The sequence below is a fragment of the Propionibacterium ruminifibrarum genome, from assembly GCF_900289195.1.
Classification (GTDB): domain Bacteria; phylum Actinomycetota; class Actinomycetes; order Propionibacteriales; family Propionibacteriaceae; genus Propionibacterium; species Propionibacterium ruminifibrarum.
Genome location: NZ_OMOH01000005.1, coordinates 102,898 through 128,490, shown reverse-complemented (window position 1 = coordinate 128,490; position 25,593 = coordinate 102,898). Strand labels below are relative to the sequence as shown.

The 25,593-nt window shown below is 60.3% G+C and carries 5 protein-coding genes; all 5 read right to left on the bottom strand.

The window, feature by feature from the left end:
• Positions 1–2: 2 nt before the first annotated feature.
• From PROPJV5_RS07325 to PROPJV5_RS07305, 5 genes are read right to left on the bottom strand one after another with little or no spacing between them, the layout of a single operon-like run.
• Complete coding sequence (locus PROPJV5_RS07325; protein ID WP_119715699.1) at positions 3–7,334, bottom strand: SDR family NAD(P)-dependent oxidoreductase; 7,332 nt, start codon at positions 7,332–7,334, stop codon at positions 3–5.
• Positions 7,331–12,703, bottom strand: a complete 5,373-nt coding sequence (locus PROPJV5_RS07320) for a polyketide synthase (protein ID WP_119715698.1) — start codon at positions 12,701–12,703, stop codon at positions 7,331–7,333. The genes PROPJV5_RS07325 and PROPJV5_RS07320 overlap by 4 nt, the downstream gene beginning before the upstream one ends.
• On the bottom strand, positions 12,693–23,192 hold the full coding sequence (locus PROPJV5_RS07315) for an SDR family NAD(P)-dependent oxidoreductase (RefSeq protein WP_147385393.1): 10,500 nt from the start codon (positions 23,190–23,192) through the stop codon (positions 12,693–12,695). Before PROPJV5_RS07315 ends, PROPJV5_RS07320 begins: the two co-directional genes overlap by 11 nt.
• Before the next feature lie 30 nt (positions 23,193–23,222).
• Positions 23,223–24,014 carry an enoyl-CoA hydratase/isomerase family protein gene (locus PROPJV5_RS07310; RefSeq protein ID WP_239018433.1) on the bottom strand — a complete coding sequence of 264 codons (792 nt, stop codon included), beginning with the start codon at positions 24,012–24,014 and terminating at the stop codon, positions 23,223–23,225.
• A gap of 2 nt (positions 24,015–24,016) precedes the next feature.
• A complete protein-coding gene (locus PROPJV5_RS07305; protein WP_220474382.1) occupies positions 24,017–25,255 on the bottom strand; it encodes a hydroxymethylglutaryl-CoA synthase family protein in 1,239 nt (412 codons plus the stop codon).
• Between the last annotated feature and the right edge of the window lie 338 nt (positions 25,256–25,593).

Genomic DNA, 25,593 nt, shown 5'->3' with positions numbered 1-25,593 from the left:
GATTAACCTTTCTGCTCTGCGCGTTCGAGGAGGACGGCCTCGGCAGGAGTCAGGCTTCCCTGCTCGACCATGGCTACGAGCTGTTCCAAGAAGGACTCGTCATCGCCTGGGTCAGATTCGGACTGGTCCACTTCGTCGCCTCGGCTGTTGTCACTCACGTAGAAGGCAGCGATGCGATCATTGACGACCTCGGGAAGGAACGTTCGCTTGTGCATCGCGTCCTCCATGTCGATCGCCGCGAGGAGATCGTCGATGCCCGATCCCAGCATGTGGGTCTTCAATTCGACCGATGTTCTCCTTGGGTGCGATGCGATGGCACTGGCCATCGACATGGCCTCCTCGAACACGCGACCCCCGGGGCACGAACGGATGCCAGCGCCACGCGCTGCGAGTTCGACCCCCGAATACTGTCGGGCGGTCATCATCATTTCAAGGGCAAGATTGCGCCCCAACCTCTTCTCCAGAATGTATGTGGCGCCCATGCCGGGGGTGAACCCGTACTTGGTGAATGGAGAGGTGTAGATCCCCTCGTCCGAGATCACTGTCAGGTCAGCGAATAATCCGAACATGAACCCTCCGCCACTGGCGTGACCGCGCACAGCCGAGATGACGGGAACCTCCGTGAGAGCCAGACCGGTGTAAAGGAAAGGAGCATCCGTGAAGGAGAGTTCCCGGCGGGAGATGCCCAACAGTTGCTCCTTGGTACCTCCCATCGAGAACACCCTCGGTGTTCCAGTCAGCACCACTGCCCGCACTTCAGGGTTGTTCCAGATCTGCCAAAAGGCCACCATGAGCCCGTCGATGAGGGCAGGTGTGAACGAGTTGTTGTTGCCCGGGTCGTCCATCGTCACGACTGCAACACCCGACTCCTCGACATCGAGATGCACCAGTGGGCGCAGCCCGTCGGCTGCGAGCTTCACCATCTGCTGGGACAGCATCTCGCGCATCCGTTTAGCTCGTTCTGGCGACGCCGAGTGCGTCACTGCAACGGGGTCCCGCGGCGTCTGCGGAGCAGGTACTTCATCGGCTCCAGTCAAGAACCAGTAGGGTTTGTTGTTCGGTCTCGGCCACGGAAGACCGTGGAGTCGACCAACACGGGCCACCCGACCCGCAAGACGCGACCAATCAATCTCTTGTCCCTGTAACCATCGCTCCGCCAGCCTTTGCAGATCACCTGTGGCAAGCTCTCGGGCCATGCAAGCACGCTCCGCGTCCGGCACCGGCTTCGGAGACGTCGCAACCTCCCGATAACAGTCAGGAACATCCTCGGCGGAGGTCTCAGCAACGATGTTCAACGCGTCGATGAGCTCGTTCATGTCGTTGGCCTCTAGGAGCAATCGATGCTTGAAAGCATCGCGACCCACCGCCAACGTGTATTGCAGAGCCGACATCCATCCGGCCTCGGCTACCATCAGATCGGCCGCTCCAGCTTTGCGCCCACGTATGTCGTCCCTTGCTCTCTGCACGGCTCGGGCCAGCCGGGCCGCGTAGTCGACCAGCGAAGAAATTGTCCTAGCACTAAGCATGATCGTGAAGGGCTCGTCAGGCCCGGCGTCCTGCAGGGTGAGGATTCGGGATACACCCTGCTCTACGGCAAGAGCACCGTTCGAGCCACCGGCGCCGAAACCTGTGATCAATGCACGCCGGGGGCCGTCCACGTCCCAAGGCGAACTCTGTTGTATCACGCGGAAGGGCACAGCGTCGAAGTCGATATTCGGGTTCAATGTCGTGCTGTGCAACGAGGGCACGTACGAGCCGTGCCGCATCATCATGAGAACTTTGGCGAGCGACGCGATACCCGCTGCCGATTCGAGATGACCGATGTTCGATTTCACCGATCCCAACGGGCAGGGACCATCAGCCCGGGTGGATCCCAGTGCCCTGACCAAGCCGGTGATCTCGATGGGATCCCCCAGCTGAGTCCCGGTACCGTGCCCCTCAATGTAGGAGATGTCGTCAAGCCCCCAACCGGCGCGCTCCATGGCTTCGCTGATGACCTGGGCCTGCGCGAGCGGATTCGGAACGGTGTATCCATTCGTCTTGCCACCATGATTCACTGCGGTTCCGTACACCAGGGCATGGATGTGATCACCGTCATCGATGGCCTTGTCGAGCGGCTTGAGGAGCACGCATCCGACGCCCTCACCGGGCACATAACCAGTGCCACCCTCCCCGTAGCTGCGGCAGCGCCCGTCCGTCGACAGGAAATTTCCGCTACCCAACAGTTGGTACTTACTCTCATGCAGTGTGAGATTCACACCGCCAGCAAGGGCCATTTCGCAATCCCCGCTGCGGATCGCCTGGCAGGCAAGATGCATGGCGGTCAGCGACGACGAACACATGGTGTCCACGGCCATGCACGGGCCTGACAGATCGAAGGCGTAGGATACCCGATTGGCGATCGATGAGCTGTCCGAACTGAGGGCCATGGGGTTCCCGGCGAGGGTCTGTTCCACCCCAAACGACTGATACTGATTGTACATCACCCCAACGAAGACCCCGGCCCGCCTACCACGAACGGCGTCACGGCTGTATCCGGCATCCTGCAGAGTCTCCCAACAGGTCTGGAGGAAGAGCCTTTCCTGGGGATCGGTTCGTTCCGCGTCACGAGGAGACATCCCGAACATGAGAGGATCGAAATCACGAACGCCATCGATGAACCCGCCCCAACGGGAGGGGTAGGAACCTGGAGCCTGCCCTGTCGGATCATGGTGACCATGCTCGAAGGACCACCTGTCGTCGGGGATCGTCTCAATGCAATCGGTGCCCGCCGCCAACACCTGGTAGAACTCTTCAACGTCGCGCGCCTTAGGAAAACGCCCTGCCAAACCGATGATCGCGATGGGCTGGGCAGCCTCTCGGCCACCGCCATTACCGACCTTTATGACTTGCTGGGTCGGAACTCCGGCAGCTCTGACCGCTACCGCACCGGGCACCGGGGTCTCGTCCGACGTATGCCCTTCGAGGCTGATCAGTTTGTTCAGGTCATCACGACGGTGGGTGAAGAAATACTCAGTCAAGTCATCGAGGTTCTGGTACTCGTAGAGGAGGGTCTTCGAGAGTTTCGGAAAATACTCATCCAAGAGCGCGTTAATGCTCACGATCATGACCGAATCGAGGCCGTAATGCTCGAAGTCCTTGTGGGGATCCAACCGGTCAGCCGAGAGCCCCAACCCTTGGGCGATCAGTTCGCGCAGCCATTGTCGTGCGCTGCTCTCCCATTCGGAGCTTTCCTCACCTGACGCGCCGTCATTCCTGCGCTTCGATGATTCGGCGGCAACAAACGTTGCTTGCAGGGGCACCTTGTCGAGAATCTTCGTCCGATCTCCCGGCAGCACACTGACCTGGCCGAGCCCAGTCTCCATAAGCCGATATAGACAACCGAGCGCATTGCGGGTCGTCAGCCCATCGAGTCCGAGCAGGTCACGCATGACCCACAATGAGGCGTCATCGGGGCGCATGTCCCCGTCAAACCAATATGGCCAGTTCACCGAGAGGCTGCGCCCATGCGCCTGTCCTGCTTCGACGAGCGTCATGCGTCGCGCCAGATGGGAGTCCATGAACGCGTTGGCCATTGCGTAGTCCGACTGGCCCACATTGCCCGTCACAGATGCGTTCGACGAGAAACCGACGAAGAAACCCAGCGGGATCGATCGTGTCGCTCGATCCAGATTGACCAAGCCGGTGGTCTTCGGCGCGAGGACCTGCTGGACCTCGGCCCAGGACTTGAAGCGGAGGAATCCGTCGCGGATGATCCCTGCACAATGGAAGATGCCGTCTAGGCGACCGAAATTATCAATGATCCGACTGATCATGTCCGCGCAGGCCGTAGCATCGGTGATATCACACTGCATGTAGGTGACGCTCTGGTGCGCTCGAGCATGGCTTTGAAGATCGTCAAGCTTCGCGTCGTCTGGTCGGGAACGTCCCACTGTCACCACATGGGCGACACCCCGGTCCAGAAGATCTGTGGCCAGCAGCCTGCCGATGCCTCCCATACCGCCAGTGATCAGGATCACTGCGTCAGGATCAACCAAGTCAGGAAGACCTTCGAGGGTCGGTGCCTCAATCTCGTACAGGCCCATGGCCTCGCGATGACGGCCTCTCTGGATGACCAACGCACCGTCACAGGTACTCAATTCCTGGTCAAGCGCCTCAGAGCTCCGAGCAGGGTCCTCAACATAGAGCACGGTCATGGTGACCCGGGGCTCCTCGTGCCGGATAGAACGCGCGAGCCCCTCGAGCATCGATAGTCCGGCAGGTGCCTGGCTGCGGGACCCTTCGATAACGCACACCACGCGGATGTCCTGCTCGGTGGTCTGGGCGATAATGCCACGCACGAGTTCGAAGACCGGCCTGACTACAGCTTCAGTCATCGCCGATGGATCCTCATCAAAAGCCTCCGCGCTCGGGATCGGAATCACAACGTCAAGGCCGTTCGACCCGTTGTCATCGGCCAGTGCATCCGTGACAGCTCGGATCTTGGGCGGCCACCGCAGAGCAACCCGATGGTGCTGCTCCGCCCGCACGGGCGGGTCGTCAAGGATGATGGGCGCAGGAGCCATGAAAGTGATCGACTCATCTTCGTCGCCAGCTGAAGAATGACGCTCGATCCTCGTAACCCTGTAGTCGCGAATGCGGCCTACCAGTAGGCCATGGTCATCAAAGAGCTCCATGTCGAAACCGACGGTCCCCGGAAACTCCGGTCTTGGCTCACACGAGGTGATGATCACCGTGCGGACCCGATTGACATCATCGTTGAATATGAACTCTTCCAGCGAATGCGGAAGGTACCAGTCACTGTGTCCCTCATAGGTCACAAACCTGAATCCCGACACCGCCTGGAAAACGCCGTCGATCACTTGTGGCTGCAGCACACTGTGCGGTTCCAAATCGTCGACTTGGACTGGGTTAAGATAGGCCACCACCGTGTCATCCCCGACCTCCAGCGAAGTGATGGCCCGGAAGCTGGGCCCATAGTCCATTCCCATTTCGAGGAACCGGTCATAGATGGCGTCGGAGTCGACTCTCCGGTTGTCTTTGAGTAGCGGAACGCGGTCCCGGAGGCGGATCCTTCCGAGCTCGCCATGAGGATCAACAGCGCCCTTCATCGTCGCGGCCTTGGCCACCGCTGTGCCGTCCGCAAGGAGCACCGCAACGTGTGAGGACTCGTCCTCCGTTGTCAGATGTACCGTCTCGCCCGGAGCGACGAGCGCTTCCCAGCGGATTTCAGACAGTCCACGTGTGCCCTGGGCCTGTCTGGAGAACTGGTCCATCACGTCGAGCCAACGCGCCCCGGGAACCACCGGTGCACCCGCAAACCTGTGATCATCGAGGTAGCTCGCCCGAGGCGGGACAACGATGTCACGCGTCGCTGAGGAGTGTTCCGGGCAACGGGGTCCAACCCAGCAACGTTCCTGGAGAAACCGGTACGTGGGTAGCGGAATCCTCCGGGGACGAGGCCCACCAGCATCGTGCATCTGGGCCCAGTCAGGCAGGTCGTGGCCCTCCAGCACCAACTGCTGCACTTGCGCCAAGAGCGCATGACGTCGATCGCCTTGTGCAACGCGCAATTCCGCGAGAAGGCCGGCGTGCCCGTTGTTCTCCCCCAGCCTGCCCTTGACACCTGCCTGAACGCACACGGCCTCACGGTCCACCATGTCCTGGTCCTCGAAGGGCGCCAAGGCCTCCAGGCATGCATCAATGCCGTCGGTGATGATAGCGATCCGATAGTCCATCGCCATGCGCCCCTGCCCCAGGGTGAATGCCACGTCGCGCCAGTTCAGGTCGGGGTGCTCGCTGAGATAGCGCCTCAACGCCACAACATTGTCGCGCAGGGACATAGGATGTTTCGCACTGATCATGATGACTTCATCCACGGAGGTCACATCCGGCTCCGATGCCTCTTGGACCGGTGCCTCTCGCACGACTATGTGGGCATTGGTTCCGCTCAATCCGAAGGAGCTGATGCCAGCTCGTCGGGGCTGACCGGGCGCAGGTTCCCAATCAACAGTGTCAGTGACCACCGTGAACGGACTCGAGGCAAAATCAATCTGCTGGTTGGGGTGCACGAAGTTAAGATTGCCCACAAGCTGTTGATGTTGAAGACACAACATCACCTTGATAAAGGAAACAACGCCTGAAGCGCACAACGAGTGGCCGAGATTGGATTTAACCGAACCAAGCCCGCAGAACCCAGTCGCTTGTGTATGGCGTCGGAATGCCTTGGTGAGAGCGCTCACCTCGATCGGGTCGCCCAGTTTGGTACCGGTTCCGTGAGACTCTACATAGGAGATGGACTGCGGATCAATCCCTGACCGCTCGTAGATGCCGTCGATGAGCCGGAACTGGGAGACGGGGCTGGGCGCGGTCAGACCGTTGGTGCGTCCGTCATGGTTCATCCCAAAGGCCTCAATCACTCCGTAGATATGGTCCGCGTCCCTGCGCGCATCGCCAAGACGTTTGAGCATCACGACGCCCACGGCCTCCGAGGGGACGAATCCATCGCCGTCATCGTCGAAGGCATGGCAGTGCCCAGTGCGGGAGAGCATGCCTCCTCGACTAGCCATGACGAACAGGCGCTCCGTTGTAAAGATCGCAACGCCGCCAGCCAGAGCCGTGTCGCATTCTCCCTTGCGAAGCGCCTCCGCAGCCAGGCACAGTGCCACTAGTGATGAGGAGCAGGCGGTATCGATCGCAAGATTCGGGCCGGTAAGGTTCATGTGGTACGAGACCCGAGCTGCCAGGATTGATGTCAGTGAGCCTGTCATCGTCTGTGCGGCCAGCTCGGATGCACTGTGATCCAGCCTGAACTCGTAGTCGCCGTGATTGGCCCCGATGTACACCCCACACGTCCCACTGCTCAGTTGCGTGGGTGTGTACCCCGCATCTTCGACCGCCCGCCAGGCCTCCTGGAGGAGGAGTCGCTGTTGGGGATCCATAACCTCGGCCTCCTTGGGGGAGATCGAGAAGAACAGCGGATCGAACCTGTCGACATCAGGCACCATGCCCTGCCACTTGCAGTCGGGGCCGCTGGTACCGGGACGCTCGGGCGAATAGTGGATACTCGGGTCCCAACGCCAGGGTTCCACCTCGCGCACCATGTCTCGATGGTTCACGAGGTGGTCCCACAACGAATCGATGTCAGGCGAGTCCGGGAATACCCCCGACATTCCGATCACGGCGATCGGCTCGTCAGTTCCCGGTGAGGAATCAAGATCCCCAACTGGTTCGGGCGCGACGGCGGTTGCCCTCAATAATTCAGCCGCTACCTGAGAATCAAGTCGGCCATCACGGACCTTCTCAAGGATAGACCTAGCCAATTCCTGGTTCATTTTTGCTCCATCGCAGAGATAGCACCCTCAATACTGAGCCGATTATCAGTGAGGGCCGCAAGCACTGCACCGATCTCGTCGTCACGCTGTGCGGTCAGGGCGTCACCGGCCGGTACGGCAACGGTGATGTCAGTGATGAACTCCCAGACACTGCCGTAGCCGTACAGATCGGCCGCCTGCATAGCAGTTCCAAGCTTAGTGTTGACGGCACTGACGAATTCGATGCCCGACACCGAGTCCAGCCCCAGTTCCTGGAAGTTCTTCCGAAGGTCGAGAGCCTCGTCAGCATCAAGACGCAACACCACGCGCAGCGCCTCCAAAACATGGTTTCGAATGCCGTCCTCCTGAAGTTTCGCTGATGCACCGGACCTTGATGGGGAGATCGACTGCACGCCATCACGGTTCAGTTCGACATCGACATGTTCGAGTGAGATGTCGTCTGCTGCCACGGCGGCGGCGATCCCCTCGAGCAAGTCCATGGCCCTCGGGTACTGGTAAATAACAGTGGTATCGAAGGACGAGTGGAAACGCTGGTTAACCTGTTGGATAAATTCGATCGCCCCTACAGAATCGAGCCCAAGGTCAGTCACGCTGCGACGCAAGTCCAAAGCGCGCAAGTCCTCGCGCAGTATCTGCGCCAGAATCCGACCCATAGCTTCCTGATTCGATTCGATGTGTCGTACCTCGACGGTCCGCGGCTGCTGGGACTCATCAGCGACGGCCTTCGCAACTCGCAGTTCAGCCAGACGAACGCCGGACGCGCCCTGGGTAGACATCCGAACAGGACCCCCTGCGGCCGTCAGCGGACGCAACGACACGGTCTGACCGGGCAAACGATCCTCCGCAGCGGTGGGCGCTGGAACGGTGGCTGCACCACAGGCTGCGTGCAGGCCGTTCTCCTCGACTAGTCGATCCGGTATCCGGAAGGCCTTGGCGATCTTGTCACGCGCCACCTCAATCTGCTCAGCGGAGAAGAGTTCCTGCTGCATCGCAGCTTCACGGGCGATGTGATCGGGCAATTCCTCGAACACCTTGTCACTCTGTGTACGCTTAAGCAGGAACAGCGCCTTCAAGGATTTCTTCGAGATTCCGCGGGCGATTCTCATCGCCTCGTCCATCACCGCAGCCTTTGGCATCACCCTCATCGATGGGCACAGTTGCTTTATCTCGGCGCCGGTGTAGTCCCGACCGGTGTAGAACATCTCGTTGGCCAACTCCTGGCCAAAACGTTTGGCGAAGAAATATGTCGACCCGGCACCAGGGGTTAAGTTGAGATTCATGAACGGAGCCGCGTACAGGGATTCCTCGGCAAGCACCGGAATGTCCGCTGACAGACCCAAGGTGAGTCCACCCCCATGAGCATGACCGGAAACCGCTGCAATCACGGGCACCCTCACCGAAGGTAACCCAAGGTAGATCATTCGCGCCTCTGAGCAGGTGACGTCACCCGACACGATCTCGTCGAGGTACTGCTGAACGCCTCCCATACAGAAGACCCTGTCGGTTCCTGTGAGGACGACGACCTTGACCGTATCATCCTGGTTGATCCTGTGGAATGCTTCGGACAGTGCGAGATACAAAGGTGAGTCGAGCAGGTTCGACTGGGCAACGTTGTTCATCCTCAGCACGGTCACCCCGTCGTGGGGGCGTTCCTGGACGAGTACCTCGGATCCGTCCGCATTGTGACCGTATGCACCACGGGGGATGTCACGAAGGAAGTTAATTCGTTGAATCGTCCTGGTCACGACTTGGTCTCCAGACTGTGGTGGTTGAGCGGACAAGGTGACGTGATATTGCTTGTGCTGGAAGGGATACAGCGGCAGATTGAGACGGGAATGGCGGGGCAGTTCCCCAAGGCGCCAGTCCACGTCCACCCCTCGGATCCAGTCCAACCCTCGACGCAGATCAGCAGCCGGGATGCCACGACCCACCGTGGATGCATCCACCGGATTGATGTCCCGCACCGAACCCCTGAGCACGGTGTCACCAACGACACCGGACCGCATGGATTCGAGCGCACTCACGAGTCCCTGACGATCCGCCGCGAACACGCACAGACGTTCGTCCAAGGCAGTTCGACATGCGTCGAGTTCGAGAGCGATGGTTCGTAGATCGTGGTCGTTGTCGCGGACCCAACTAATAAACTGGTCCACAACCTGCCCAAGTGCCTTCTCATCGGCTGCGCTGAGCAGGAAGGGCCACAAATGGCGGTCCTCGAACTCTTCAGGGTCGTCCGCTGCCAGCAGCCTCGGGAATGGCTCCCGCAGAATAACGTGGGCGTTCGAACCACCAGCACCAAATGAACTGGTGCCGGCAAACTTGGGCTCGGCAGTCCATGACGTTAGTGACTGGACGATTTCCAGCCCGGTACCTGCCAACTGGATGCGCGGGTTCACGTCCTGCGAATGCAGGGACCCAGCCATCTGACGATGCTCCATCTGCTTCATGATCTTGATCACCGATGCCAGTCCCGCCATGGATTCCGCATGGCCGAAATTCGATTTGATCGAACTGACGAACAGGGGGGTCTCCCTCGCCACGTCGCTGAAAACATCGGTCAGACCCTCTATCTCGATCGGATCACCCAATGGTGTGCCGGTGCCGTGCGCTTCAATGAGGCTCACTTGGTCCGCGCTCAGGTCTCCAGCCTCGAGCGCCTTCCTGATAACAGATGCCTGCAGCTTCGGCGACGGAACGGTGTACCCGTGCGTCGACCCGCCGTGATTCACAGCCCAAGACCACACGACTGCCTTGATGTCGTCGCCATCACGTTCAGCGTCTTCTACCGGACGCAGGATCAACGAAGCTGCTCCCTCAGCGGGGACGAAACCGTCGGCATTCGCACCAAATGTGAAACATCTCCCCTTGTCGGACAACATATTACGCTCCCTGAGCATGGCAAACTTCAGGGGATGGAGATAGAGATTGGCTGCAGTGACGACAGCCATGCGGCAATCACCTTGCGTCAGCGCTTGGCATGCCTGCACTAACGCGTACAGGGAGGATGAACAACCAGTATCGACGCATTGACTAGGACCATGGAAATCGAATGCGGAAGAGATCCTATTCGCCAGCGACCACCCGGAGGATTGCGGGATGTAGGAATCCGAGGCGATCCCATGGGCACCGAGAAGGTAGTGGGTAAAGTTCGTCATGGCCGCGAAGACACCGACGTCACCATCCGTGCTCTCGGCGGCCGCTTCGGGAGTGATACCGGCGTCCTCGAACGCCTGCCACGTCTTCTCTAGCGCCACTCGCTCCTGGGGATCCATACATCGGGCCTCCCTCGCGGAAACCCCGAAGAAGCGAGCATCGAATCCCCAAGGGTCGTCAATGAAACTTCCCGGCTGGTGCCAGTCAACCTCGGCGACCTGTTCGAACTGGAGCGGCACGCTGTTGTTCCCAACCAGATCAGTGCGTCGGGAAGCCGGGAACGTGCTCACCCGGTCTAATCCCTCGGCCAGGGTCTGCCAGATCTCCTCGGCATTGTCCGCTCCGGCCATCTGCGCGGCGTAGCCCACAATGGCGATGCCCCTGCGATTCTGATGGACTGTGCGGTGGCACTTCCCGGAGCCACGATCATCGACGGGTGCTGTGACCAGGTCCATGTCAGACGCCATGACATTGGTGCACAGTGGCGAACCGGCCGGGACCTCGGAGGTCACGTCATGTGCAGGCTCGGTCACAGGCTGCTCCGCAGGAATCGACGCCATTGACCCGAACTGATCGGCAAGCTGCTCCGGGAATTTATCCAGAAGGCGATCAGCAATCTCATCGATCGTTGAGCAGTCGAAGAAGACCGAGGTAGGGAGGTTAGGGATGATCCTGACCAGCCTCGCTGCCACTTTCGACACGAGTACGGAGTCGAGTCCGTACGACTGCAGGTTCACCTCGGGGCGAATCTCATCAGCAGGGACCTCGTAAACTGTCGCATAGACTTGGACAAGATGGCTCACAAATCGTGATCGGACATCCGCCGCCTCCTGCCTGGACACCGGCTGCTTGGGAGCTTCTGCGGGAATGCCGGTCGGGATACGCAGATCGGAACCCGTGACCGGCGCGAACACCGGCTCATCACTGGTCAGCGCCGTCTCGAACAGGCCCATTCCCAACCAGGTCTGCAAGGGTTCGATACCCAGATCGCGTGTCAGCCGATTGACGGCCTGCCGGGGAGCGCTGATACCGCCGTCCTCCCAGAATGGCCAAGCGATGGCAACGCTTCGGCCGTGCCTGTCGCCAGCAGCAACGCGAGCAGCGCGCTCACGCATCCAGCCCATCTGGTAGGCATTAGCGAATGCATAGTCAGACTGCCCGAAGTTACCCAGAAGTCCACTGATCGACGAGAAGGCGGCGAAGAAGTCCAGTTGGCAACCCGCCGTAGCCGCGTCGAGAGCGGCAACCCCGCGCACCTTGGTGTTGATCACCTGTGCGACGGACTCGGCAGGTGCCTGCCTGAGCAAGGCATCGGAGGTCACACCAGCGCACTGGACGACACCACGCACCTCGCTATGACCTTCCAACGCTTCCAGAAGGCGTCCTGTGGCGTCTTCGCGACTGAGATCGACAACCATGTATTCAGGATCGCCACCCAGTTTCCTGAGCGCCTCCATCCGCGTCTCAACGTCAGCTTTCGGGCGTGTGCCGATGAGCACCAGCCGGGCCTGGTATGTGCGGCTGAGGTGACGCGACAGCGCGAATCCCAGTGCCCCGAGCCCACCGGCGATGACGTAGGTTCCCCCGGTCCGCACGATGCCCTCGAGTGGAGCGGTATCGAGCCGACGCATCTCCAGTCGATCTCCAAAGATCTGCATTGCGTCGACCGTCCAATGTGCATCGACCGGACCTTGCATGCAGGCGGCTGCCGTGAGGATGTCCTCGGTCCAGTTGCCTGACACCACGGTCGCGGCCAGCAAGTTCTCCTCGCTGTTGGCTGAGGCAAACATCGCTGCCAGACCCTCCGCGAGAGCACTATCATTGTCCACTGCGCATATCAATCGCAGTTGTTCGCCGCGACTGTTTTCGAGTGACTGAGTGATCAGACGCCTCAAGGCGTCGAATACGACCAACGGCATCGCACGGTCGGCATCATCGATACCCCGGATCACCACAGTCTGGGGATACGCTCCGTCACGTTCGCGTGCCGCCCGCAGGGCGTCGTCCCACGTGCTGGCACGCGATCCCGAGATATCGAGACGACGGCCCACCGATCGCGAGTGGGATCCCGACAGCGGGGCGGGAACGCGGACGAGGCGTCCCAGACGGGTATTGAGATGGGCTCCGGAATTAATCAGTTCAACGCCCCGAGCCGGCTCGAGAAGTCCACTGCGGATCCCCTTGAGTATCCATTCGCGGATGAGTTCAGCGGACATCGGGCATTCCTTTCAGCAACTCTTCGACGGCCTCCAGCGAGACGTCCCCATCTCTCAACGAGGTGAACACCCCGAGCAGATCGCCGTCTGGGATGGCAGTACTCCTCTGCTCGGTCGATACAGCGGATTCGGCTGAGAACCATAAATGACGTTCTGCCAACGGAGCGCTCGGCACGTGCACCAGCCGCGCTCCTCGGTAGCGCTCCCCCCGTGCGACATCGGGATCAGGCATATCCGCCGGCCGCGTGCCCAAGACAGGATCGTTCATAACACGCCTCAGCGACTGGATGAGCTCCTTGGCGGAAGAGGCGCTCACAACCACCTGAGCCTGCTGGAAGCGTGTCCTGCGTGAGATCAGGGTGTAACTCAGGTCCACGATCGAACCGCCCGGCTGCCTCTCCAGGTGATCCACCAGATCACGAATCGTGACGCGCAGGAGTTCAGCATTGCGGGCAGTGATCGGGAACAGGTAGTCCCCGCCATCGGTGGCGGCGTGTCCAATACGGGCTGCCGTTGGCGATTCATCGACGACGACATGGACGTTCGTTCCGCTGAAACCAAACGAACTGAGACCAGCTCTCAGCGGCCCTTGGCTGCGCCACGGACGCAGTTCCGTGATGACCTCGAAGGGGCTGGAATCCATGTCGATCTTGGGATTGATTGCATGGAGGTTCAGCGAGGCCGGAAGCATTCGATGCCGCATGGACAGCAGAATCTTCAGGAGCCCGGCCACACCGGAAGCCGCCGAGGCATGACCTATGTTGCTCTTTACGCTGCCCAACCCGCAACGCTCCCGGGTCGGCCCGGCACCGAAAACCTCCGTCAACGCCTGGACCTCGACCACGTCCCCCAATGGGGTTCCGGTTCCATGCGCTTCGATGTAACTGACCGACGACGGATCGATGGAGAACTTCTCGTGGATGCCCTTGATCAGTGCAGTCTGGGCACGGGGATTCGGCGCGGTAAGCCCGTTGGTACGCCCGTCCTGGTTGATCCCGATGCCCCGGATCAACCCCAACACCTGGTCACTGTCTTGCATCGCACGCGATAATGGCTTGAGGACGAAGGCCCCTGCCCCTTCGCTCGGCACGAAACCATCTGCATCGTCCGAGAAAGACGCGCATCGCGCGGAAGGCGACAGCATGCCCACATGACTGGCCATTAGGTGGTACTTCGGTGAGAGCATGAGAGAGACCCCCCCGACCAGTGCCATGTCACATGCTCCGGACCACAGGCTTTCGCATGCGAAGTACGCTGCGGTGAGCGCCGAGCTGCAGGCCGTGTCGAAGGAGGCACAAGGCCCCTGGAGGTCGAGGGCGTAGGCGATGCGGCCAGCCACAACGGACGGCGAAGTGCCCCAGAAGACCTGCGGTTCGAGAGGAACCTTCGCCTCGAGTACCAAGTCTTGGTAGTCACCGGGGCAGCAGCCTACGAAGACACCGGTGCGGGCCGCATGCGGATTGTGCTCGGCGTATCCGGCGTCGTTAAGGGCGTGCCAAGCTTGCGTGAGCATTATTCTTTGCTCCGGGTCCAGCCACTTCGACTCGTAGCCTGTCAGGTGGAAGAACTCGGGGTCCATGAGGTCGGGCCCAGCGATGAAGCCTCCCCACTTGCTGACGCATCCAGCCATGTCACCGACGTCGTCCCTATGGAGATTCTCGGCATCCCATCGATCGACCGGAACTTCGCTGACACTCGAGCGCCCCTCGCTCAGCAACTCCCAGAACGCCTCAGGTGTCCGGGCGCCGGGGAAGTTGCCCGACATCCCGATCACCGCGATCGGTTCCCTCTCGGTGTTCGGCGTTGCTACTGAGTCGGGGACAACGACGGTCGCGAGGGCGTGATCGGTCGACTCAGGCACGCGGGTCTGCGTGCCTGAATGGACGCGGCGTGACACAACAGAAACGACATGCTCGTCCTGTGACAGGTGATCGGCAAGCTGACCGACAGTAGGGAGATCGAACAGCGCAGTCGATCGGATCGAACACTGGAACAGTTCGTTGAGTTCGTCGATGATCTGCAGCCCAACAACGGAATCCACACCCAGATCGACGAACGTCCAATCGGGGTTGATCTGATCCAGCGGCATCTCGACCTTCGAAGCGAGCACGCGCAGGATGTCTCCCCGGATCTCTTCCCTGACCCACGAATCCAAGCCGTCAGCCTCCAGAACCTCCTGCTGCGAGCATTCCGGATCAGGCCTGCTGTCATGCCCGCACAAAGGCGCGACTCGCAGGCCCGAAACCACGAGGACGACTTCACCGGATGCAGAACAGAGCCGGGCGTCGAACACGTCCTCGCTACGACGTTGCACGACTGCGGTCGTCGGTATGCCCGTGGCGTCGATAAAAGTGATGGATTCTAGCCCTGCAGGCACGTGCGGACGGGCCACGCCTCCCGCTAACGGGCCGACGAAGACACTGGACAACTGCAGCGCTGCATCGAGACGGCACACGGCCGCCAACTCAGGATCTGGGATCGAACTTAGAGCGCCGTCCAGCACCGCCGTGGCCACCTCGACCCCACGGGTCACAGACTCCAACGAGCGGAAGGACCCCGCGTAGTCGATGCCTTCATTCTGAAAGGCTGCGTAGATGTCGTTCCTGCTGAGCTGATCACCCCGAACAGCAAGACTGATCGGTGATCGGGCCCCATCAAGGCAGCCACTGCCGAGAACCATCCGACTGTGCAGCGTCCTTTCCCCATCCGGTCGGATAGTCTCGACGGTTGCCGCGATGGCGCTTCCCTGCCGGTGCAGGGACATCTCCACTTCGGTATGGGATGTAACCTGGATGGGTGCCACAAAGGTGATGTCTGAGAGTGTAGTCATCTGCTGCTCGCCGAGCATCCGCATACATCCTCGCACAGCCATGATCTGAGCCGCCGCAGGCACGAGAGGGTGCCCCCCGATCACGTGGTCAGCGACGACCGGGTCTTGCGGGTCAAGACCCCATCTGAAGCGTGTCGGCGATCCGTCCTCCGGCACCATCACCCGGGCGCGTAGCGGGGCAAGGTCAGAGCCCACACCATGACGGATCCCAGTGACCGTTCGGCGGTCAATCCACAGCGGGGTGTGATGGAACCGGTAGCCCGGCAGATCGTCGAGGAATGGCACGGCGTCATCGGTGTAAAGAATCGACCAGTCGCTATCTTGACCGGATACCCACCCTCGAGCCACGTCATGCCAGGCGCCGTTGGCCGCGGCTGCGGACAACAGGTCATTCGCGATGGGAGTCTGCGTCCGATAACGATCAACCATGCCAAATGACACGTCCAGATCGCTCCGCCCGTCCAGGAAGGCGCGCAGCAGCCCCTCAAGGTGACCCAGTGAGCGAGCCACGAATGCCGCACGGGCCTCAAGCGGTTCACGATGCTGCTGAAGGGTGCGTGCGATGCTAGCAAGCATCGCCCCGGAGTCGTCGGCAGCATACTCGACACTTCCCGATCCCGATGACCCCTGCTCATTGAGCTGACGTGCGATGTCCCCCACCGTCGTGTCCTCCGCAAGCGAGAACCGGATCGCCCGCCCGGCCCTAGCCTCGAGTTCATTCCACAAGCGGCCGAAATCGTCGCTCACGAAGCCCAGATCGCGGAGAGACTGGTCACTGGTCACGTCATCGTCAGTCACACCGAGCACGGCAGCAACAGCACCGACGACCACCAACAGAATCCGCGCGTATCCTTCGCCAACACTTCGCTCACGTAGCCAGCCGAGCAGGGACTCGACCTGTTCGTCGAGGGCTTCCCGGGAGACTGCCGAAAGGATGATCAATTGGCCGTTGTCGGACGAAATGCGATTTCCATGGTCCAGGTTCCCGGGTAGTGCGCTAAGCACCACATGGGCGTTGGATCCGCCTGCGCCGAAGGACGAGATAAGCGCGGTGGGGTGTGCGTTCACGTCCCACGGTGCCGAATCCCTGAGAACCCGCAGAGGGGTCTCCTCGAGCCTGAGGCGAGGATTCGGCGGATCAGCGTGGATTGATGGGACGATGCGACGATGCTTCATCTGAAGAAGAACCTTGGTCAGGGAGGCGATGCCGGCAGTCGATTCGGTGTGCCCGATGTTGGCCTTGACCGATCCAATGGGGACGCCACGCTCACCGAAATCGAGCCCACATTGACTGAACGCACCTACCAGGGAGGTGACCTCGATCGGATCACCGAGGACCGTACCTGTACCGTGCGCCTCCACATAACCAAGTTCGCCGGCGACGACGCCCGCTCGATCCAAGACCGAGGCCACCAGCGTCTTCTGGGCGCGCGGATTGGGGACGGTAAAACCGTTCGTACGCCCGCCATGGTTCAGTCCGGTGGCCCTGATGACCCCGTGGATCCGGTCGCCATCAGCGAGGGCTGCCGACAGTGGCTTGAGAATCACGGCACCGACTCCTTCGCCGGGAACATATCCGTCGCCACCATCACCGAAGGCTCTACATTTACCCTCCGTCGACCCGAAGTGTTGCTCGCTGAGGAAGACATACTTGGCCGGATGCGTGATGAGATTCACACCACCGGCCACCGCCATGTGGCTGCAGCCCCGCCGCAACTCTTCGCAGGCCAAGTGCAGGGCAGTCAACGACGACGAACACATGGTGTCGAGTGCCATCGACGGTCCACGCAGGTCGAAGACGAACGACACCCTGTTGGGGATCGCCGCATAGGTGGATCGCGCCTCTACCACATGTCCCACGGCCAGTTCCTCCGCCTCGATCATCTGGTAGAGGCCGTTCATGACCCCGACGTAGACGGCGGTGTCGGTGCCCTGGATGCGTTGACGCGGATACCCGGCGTCGTTGAATGCGTGATAGACGGTTTCCAGGAACAAACGCTCCTGCGGATCCATCGACTTACCCTCGCGGTACGAGATCCCGAAGAATCTCGCGTCGAACCCCCGGACGTCGTTCAGGAATCCACCCCATTGCACGTTGACACGATCAGTTCCTCCCCCAGCGGAGAAATACTGACCATGATCCCAACGATTCGCTGGGACGACTTCGATGCAATCATCACCTGCCAAGAGGTGGCGCCAGAATTCCTCGAGATCATCCGACTGCGGATAGACACCAGCCAGTCCGATGACGGCAATGGGCTCATCAACCGGCGAGGGTGCTACAGGTGATTGAGAGCTGGCGCACGGCGCGTCCGACACCACGCAGGGTTGCTCGGGCGCCTCGGCCCCTGCTGCGTGCATGAATCCTTCACATGCGCTCGGGTCGTGCTGTTCAAGATAGTCCGTGATTTCCTTGATTGTCTGGCGCTCGAAGAACAGCGTGCTGGGAAGGTCGACAAAACGAGCACCCATCTTCTCGAGGAGGTTAATTATCATGATGGAGTCGATGCCATAGCAACCAAGATCTGCACTGTCACTGATTGCGGATGCATCGATCCCGGACTCCTCGGAGATCAGTCCACGAATCCACTCGGTTACCTGCGAGCGGCCCTTGCCTGCGGAAGGCACTGCAGCTCGATCCGTCACCAACTCGGCAACCGGCCGGGCAGATTTCTGGGCATCCGGGCGCTCAACAAGGGCGTCGTAACGAGTGGGATCCCCATCTAGGACCATGCTCACCGTGATTCCCTTGGCGATGATCCTATTGAGGGCCAAGAACGCCTCACCCGATTCCAACTCACGTAGTCCAAAGTACTTCTTGAGCACCACGTCTTGGTCATCGGTGGGCCGCAGCGCGCCGGAAGCCCACACAGGCCACATCACCGAGCAAGTCCTACCCGATCCCCGTTCTGCAGCGACACGACGACAACGCAGTTCCGCGAAAGTATTGAGCGCTTGGTTAGCCAAGGCGTAGCCGGATCCCATCGAATCCCCGACGACGGCGGACAGGGATGAGAAGACCACGAAGAAGTCGAGCTTAAGATGTGAGGTAGCCCGGTCCAGATGGTGGGCACCAATCACCTTGGCCGCAAGTGCGTCGTGGAGCGCATCACGTCCGAGTTCTCGTGCATTCAAGGGGACGATGCCCCCGGCAAGGTGGAACACTCCCGCAAGGGGGCGTGGACCGGCGATGATGTCGTCCACAACCATGTCCAACGCTGCGCTATCGGTGACGTCACAGGCGCGGTATTCGACGGTCGATCCCAGGTCTCGGAGCGCCTGCCTGACCTCATCGGGAAGTTGCTCGGGATCGCGACGCCCCAAGAGCACGAAATGGGCGTCGACCTCGCACAGATAGTGACGCACAAGCTCAAGAGCGATCCCACCTGCTCCACCCGAGACGAGATAGGTGCTACCCGGCCTGATGACCTGCGCGTCGATAATCGGGCTGGCCTCCGCTGGGACGAAACGATGGGCGCGAATGCCTTCGGACCCCACCACCTGATAGGCGACATCGGCTATCCGAGCCAGTGCGGCATCCATGGTCTCCTGACTCAACTGCACCAATCCGCCCGAAGTATCCGCCTCGACCGCGATCACGCCGACCGTGAACTCCGGGTAAACGAAGCGAATAGACTTGGTGAACACGTCCAGACAGCCGATGAACGGGTCAACCGGAATGTCATCCCTGGCCAGCACAACGTGTCGGACCACCCATTCGTGGTCAGCAACCTGCTTGAACCAGTCGTTGATGTCGAGCACGGGCGCGGTGTCGGGGGTTGCCGCTTCCGACGCGCCGGGGGCGCACTGGATCACCTCGATCCGCGTGCCCGCACCGACATCCACCGTCTCCAGCAGCGCCGGAAGATCGGTCACAATGCGCAGATCGGCTCCCGCGGAGGCGCGGTGCCGGGCCATGGTGTCGGCTACGTCACGAAGACCCGGGTCGCATGCTGCGTCGGCCACTAGGAACACCGCGTCGGGTGAAGTCAGTGGACGCGCCCGATCACCGACCACCGGGGAGAGTTCGCGGGTGAAGACCTCGAGCCCGTCGACCCGGTGCCCGACAGCCAAGGGCCTCAGCACGAAGCCACGGACCTGGGCGACGCATCGTCCATCAGTAGCGAACACGTCGATGTCGTGTACGCGAACCGACGACGAGCACGCCTGCGGCGACATCCTTGCCACGACGTACTTGGCGCCTACAAGGTCGCCAGCGATCCTGAACTCTTCCATGGAGAACGGAACCTGCATCACCAGGGAGGTGCAGTCCTCCTGCGATCCCAGCCAGTTGACGGCCCGAAGACTCGCATCCAGGACCGCGGGATGAGCCCTGTAGCCCTGCGGGCTCTTGAGGAGAGCATCAGCGGTGTCAAGCACCTCGACGGAACGATCCCCAAGACCGTGGGCACTACCGGTCATCTGGAAGGCGGGACCGTAGTCGAATCCGATTGCCTCGGAGAACACGGTGCCGTACACCTGCTGCTTGGTGAAGCTAAAGTGTGCCTGTCCCAGGAGCGTGGTCACATCCAGTGCGGGAGTCTGGCTGACCTCTTGCGTCTGCGAGTGCCCGTGAACCATTCCCTTGGCGTGCTCCGTCCACTCATTCGACTGGTACGAAGAGACGCTGAAATGATGCTCGCCCCCATCAGAGTGCGCCAAGAAAACCTTCACCTTACGTGACCCGACTCCCTGGCCAAACTCCATGGGGCGTAGCCAGGAGACCTTGCGCACCCCCGCTGCCCTAGCTCCGGTCACAGCCTCGAAAGCCTCCATGGCCAGTTCTACGTACGCTGTCCCGGGGAGGATAGCGACATCGCCGACCACATGGTCACGCACCACCGACTGCTCAGCGCTAATCGTTGTGACCACCACCGACGCACCGGAGGCGCTGTCAACGGATGACTCTGCTGGAGAGCCCAGCAAAGGAAAGGTACGCTGATTGGATCCCGGCGAGGGGATAACAGCCGGGTTAATCCAATACCGTTGTCTATCGAATTGGGTCATCGGTATCGATGCCGGTTCCGTCACGAACTCGTACAGCGTGTCCCAGTGAACCTGCGCACCTGCGGTCCACAACGTCGTGATCGCCTGCGCGAGATCGTCGCATGCACCAACGCTGGATACGATTCGCTGTCCGTCGCCCACGCACAATGCGGTCGCACCTGCCGGGCTGTGTCCATCGAGGCGCGCCATCACTTGGTCGAGGGAGCCGGGCGCCTGTTGGGCAGCGTACAGCATCGGAAAGTCCTCGGAGATCCTTGCTGGCGTCAGAGATTCCAGACCTGACAAGGAAATATCGTTCGCATCGACGTCAGCAAGAAGAAGTTCCATGACGGCATCCATGCCAAGATGGCCACCGTCGACCAGTCGGCCGAGCTCGGCGATGGCCGTCGCGGAGTCAGCCTCGTGCAGGGCCCACTTGCGCTGTATGCGGCGCCGAGAGGACTCATGGATCACGCCCAGCGCCAGCCTGCCCGCTTCCGTTCCCGCAAGCTGAACCACCAAGCCACGGTGGTCGGTGGCAAGCTGGCCGATCGGACTGTCGACGGAGGCGACCGCACGCAGGGATTCCAGCCACTGCTTCACGAAACGCTGGTAGGTGAACTGGTGGTTGAACATCTGGAGGATGGCATCGGTGTCAGCGCTGGACACCGCGATGTCCTCCCGAACCGCCGATACGAGATCAGCCAAGTATCCCACAGGCAACTCGGTGGGACGCAGCCAGGGTCGGCCGTCCCCCGAACGCAACTCAACATCAGGGCGGTTGACCTGCAGGTCGGACCAGGCTGACCGATCACGGTACGCAATGAACCCATCCGCCGGGCTCAAAGCACCACACAGGATGAGTCCGATCAGCCCCTGATCACGGCCGCACACCACATATGAGATTCCCTCGACGTTCTCCAGGAGAATCATCCCAGCAAACAACCCGCCGACGACCTCGTCAGCGAGCTCGTCCAGATGTGATTCGCGGAGCATATCACGCACGCGGCGCACGGACGATCCCTCGCCGGGGTCGGGCGCCAGCGATCCCCAGGCGACCGGGCCGAGCGTGAGTCCGAGAGGTTCCTGGACGTTCTCCTCGCTGGGACCCGTCAAGTCGGCAACAACGTCTGAAAGAGAATCCGCCGGACCCATCATCGCGCTACGGCGAAACGGCTGCGGCTCCCGCCCCACCATGGCGGAGCGCACCACCGCTTCATGGTCCGCGTCACGTCCGCGTGGAGCTCGAGCGAAGTCGGCCCATGCAGTTTCGAGACGCTTCAGACTCCCGGGGGTATGAGCGGAGACTAACAGCGGCACCGATCGACGGGGCGGCGTGGACGGGGGTCTTGTCGGCGCAGACGTGATCACGAGATGCCCGTTCACGCCCCCGAAACCGAATCCGCTGACGCCGGCGACAAGTACCTCCTGCCCTGTGACGGGAGTCCAACTGGATACTTCACGCACCGGATAGAACGGGGTGTGGGAGAAGCCGATTAGAGGATTCTCCTCGATCAGGTTCCTACTGGGAGTCAAGGTCCTCTCTCTCATCATCATCAGGACCTTGATGACACCGATTACCCCGGCTGCCGAACTTAGATGCCCGACGTTGGTTTTGATCGACCCGACACCACAGATCTGATCCGGCGTGTCCGGATTAATGTTCCGAAACGCACGAGTCAGCGATTCGATCTCGATTGGATCACCAAGACTGGTGCCAGTCCCGTGTGCCTCAATGAACCCAACCATGGCAGGATCAATGCCCGCACGGGTGAGTGCGGCGCCAACGACCCGCTGCTGTGCGGCCGGATTGGGAGCACTAACACTGGCCACACCTGCACCGAAACTAACCGCGCCACCCTTGATGACGCCAAGGATCCGATGCTTCTTGCGCTGAGCGTCCTCAAGGCGCTCCAACAGGAGAACACCGATTCCCTCGCCTTGGACGAAACCATTTGCCTGGGCATCGAACGCCCGGCACACACCGTCCGGCGACATCATGTGTGCTCTGGAGAAGGAGACGAAACGCCACGGATGATTAGTCAGACACACACCCGCTGCAACACCGTAGTTTCCTGCACCAGACCTCAGTTGACGACAGGCAAGATCAATCGCAACCAAGGATGAGGAACAGGCAGTGTCAAGGCTCATCGACTCGCCCTGCAACCCAAAGGTATGCGAAATACGATTCGCCAGCATGCAACTGAAATTGCCAAGTGGGGCGTAGGGATCCGTGTCTACGCCCTGCTGGAAGGCCAGCAGGGCGTAGTCGTTACCCGTCGCACCGACATACACGCAGGTGTCTCCCCTGCGCAGTTCAGCGATCCCCACACCTGAGTCATCGATGCAGTGCTGGGTCTCCTCTAGGAGAAGCCTCTGCTGCGGATCCATCGTGCGAGCCTCACGTGGAGTGATCCGAAAAAAACCTGCATCGAACTTGTCCGCCTCAGGCACCGGGGCATTGAACAAGGATTCTTCAATTCCACCAAACTGGTCGGGATCAGCACGATAGATCGCGTCCGTCTCCAAGTGATCGCGAGTGAGCGGCCGTACGGCGCTGCGCTGCTCGACAAGTGCCTGCCACAGCTCATCGCAATCGGATCCCAACGAGGTTCTCGCCGACATGCCGATGATCGCGATGTCCTGGGAAGGCCTGAACTCTATACCGCTCATCTTCCTCACATACTCCTCGTCACGAACGACTCAGTTGGCTAACCAAGGCAACCTACCGGACCGCAGGTAACCATCGATGTTCTGACGTACGTCTTCCCTACTTGCCAATTCGAAGGTCATGGAGACCGCCGCCTCCTCGACCTTGTCAGTGATTCCTGACAGGGTTCGGAAATACTCCTTCATCACACCCACGACAGGTGGATGAATGCGTCGCACACGGATCATCAGCGAAGACAGCGCCGAATCGATTCGCTCAGGGGTAACACATTGATCCACGAGCCCCATTCCCGCCGCCTCCTGCGCGGAGATGGTACCCCCAAGCATCGTCATGCGGCGGGCCGATTGGTGCCCGACCTTCCAGATCAGATGGGGAAGCACCATCGATGGGAGCAGCCCCCACATCACCTCAGGCAAGCCGAAGGAAGCACGGGTCGAAGCCACCACCAAGTCGCTAGCTGCTACCAGACCCACGCCACCAGCTAGCGTCAAACCCTCAACAGCGCTGACGACGATCTTTGGAAACATGGAAAGGCGGCGTAGCAACTTCATGTATTCCCGAGTGCCCCGCTCACCACCTGCCGCGTTCGAACCTGCCAATGAATAGGCTTGAAAATCCATTCCCGTGCAGAAGTGTGATTCGTTACCACGCAACACCAATGCCCGCATGCGCCCGTCCGCCTCGATCAGGTCGAGTGCACGATGCACCTCCGAAAGCAGCGTAAAATTAAAACTGTTGCGATGCTCTGGCCTGTCGAGCGTTACGGTAGCGATGTCGCCGACAACGACGAGATCAAGGGTGGTGAATTCGCTTTCTAAGCCCATCGTCAAGCCCACCGATACTCACGGTGAAAACCCCTGATCCGATCGAGCACCAAGCGGCCGGTCCCCCGGAACTGCTCATCATAGATGTCCCTAGGAAGCGTGAAATCAGAATCCTTGTTCTGGATTCCAAATCCCCATGATTCATTAGCATCGATCACTTCATCGTATTCCGCCATTGTCAGGCGATATCGCGAATCCAGACGGTCCTGTATGCACATCTGTGAGATGCTAGCATGGGATTCTGGGGTGACGATTCCGCTGAAAAATTTCGAAGAACACCCAGACCCATAGGAGAAAATCCCCACGCGACTCGCGCCTTGAAGCGGGGCATTGGAAACCAGCGACGATAGTGCGAGGTAGGCTGTGGCGGAGTAGACGTTGCCAACATCGCTACAGAAGCGTAGCGACGGGGCGACCCGCTTCTGGAAGTCAGTGTCGATGTCGCGACTTTTCATTCCATAGAGATCACGCATCATCTTGCGATGCCCACCCTTGACCATGCCCGCGAATGGTGTGTGGAAAGCGAAGTAATCGAAGGTGGTTGCAAAGTCAGCACCCTGAACCTTAGCGGCGTAATCAGCGTACGAATTCTCCAGACAGTCTAGGTACGACAGCAGAGATAAATCCGAATCTCCGGTTTCGACATTGTCGACCGGGCGGCATGTGTCCATGACCTCGTAGCACAAACTTCCGTAGGCCTGGAAATCCAAGTCAAAAACAACCGGATTGTCACTCACAAGCATTGCGATTGCACCCACGCCCTGAGAGGGCTCAGCGTAGGTTCCACGAGCAGTAGAGTAGACCACATCGGTCGCCAAAACCAATGCCGTCGCCCCTTGACACATCCCCGAGGCGACAAAGGTGCTGGCCGCCTCCAGCGCGGCGGTACCACCGAAGCATGCCTGTTTGATTTCATATGCACGGCAGTTCCGGCTGAGCCCGAGCAAATCGTGAACATATGTACTCATAGACTTGCCGAAATCAAGTCCGGACTCGCTTGCCGTAACGACCAGTTCGATCCGGTTCCGCTTCTCGTCTGAAAGAGAATCGATAATCGGTTTTGCAGCATTAACGGCATTCGAAACCGGGTCCTCCCAAGGCATACCAACCGACTTGCGATACAGCATGAGGTTGCCGAAACGAGACTTGTCCAGCCCGCGGTATTCGAACAACTCTTCCACATCTACATAGGCACTACCGCCATAGAAGTTGAGACATTCGATACCGACCCGGTCAGGCATCATCTATCCTTTCCATTCCCTAGGCACACACTATAAACAGCAAGGCCATGCCTCCAGGCTCGACGCTCATTCGAGCGCGTCCCCGACAGCAGAAGAACACAGCTGAATTGTTCGATCATACGTGATTACCATACCGTCGAGACCCTGACCACATGTTCCGCTAAATATGCACGTCGAACGCACAATATCATGACGCATGAGCCAAGCTCGCACCAAGCTTAGTTTCGACGCCGATGCCAATTGGAGGGGTGGGATCCCTGAATCGTCCCGGAGTGGCCTGCCACTCCGGGACGATTCAGGGATCCCACCCCTCCAGCCACCATTGACAGGAGCACCCC

Coding starts and splice junctions, on each gene's coding strand:
- PROPJV5_RS07325 (WP_119715699.1), bottom strand. CDS start 7,334: ATGAACCAGGAATTGGCTAGGTCTATCCTTGAGAAGGTCCGTGATGGC.
- PROPJV5_RS07320 (WP_119715698.1), bottom strand. CDS start 12,703: ATGTCCGCTGAACTCATCCGCGAATGGATACTCAAGGGGATCCGCAGT.
- PROPJV5_RS07315 (WP_147385393.1), bottom strand. CDS start 23,192: ATGAGCGGTATAGAGTTCAGGCCTTCCCAGGACATCGCGATCATCGGC.
- PROPJV5_RS07310 (WP_239018433.1), bottom strand. CDS start 24,014: ATGGGCTTAGAAAGCGAATTCACCACCCTTGATCTCGTCGTTGTCGGC.
- PROPJV5_RS07305 (WP_220474382.1), bottom strand. CDS start 25,255: ATGCCTGACCGGGTCGGTATCGAATGTCTCAACTTCTATGGCGGTAGT.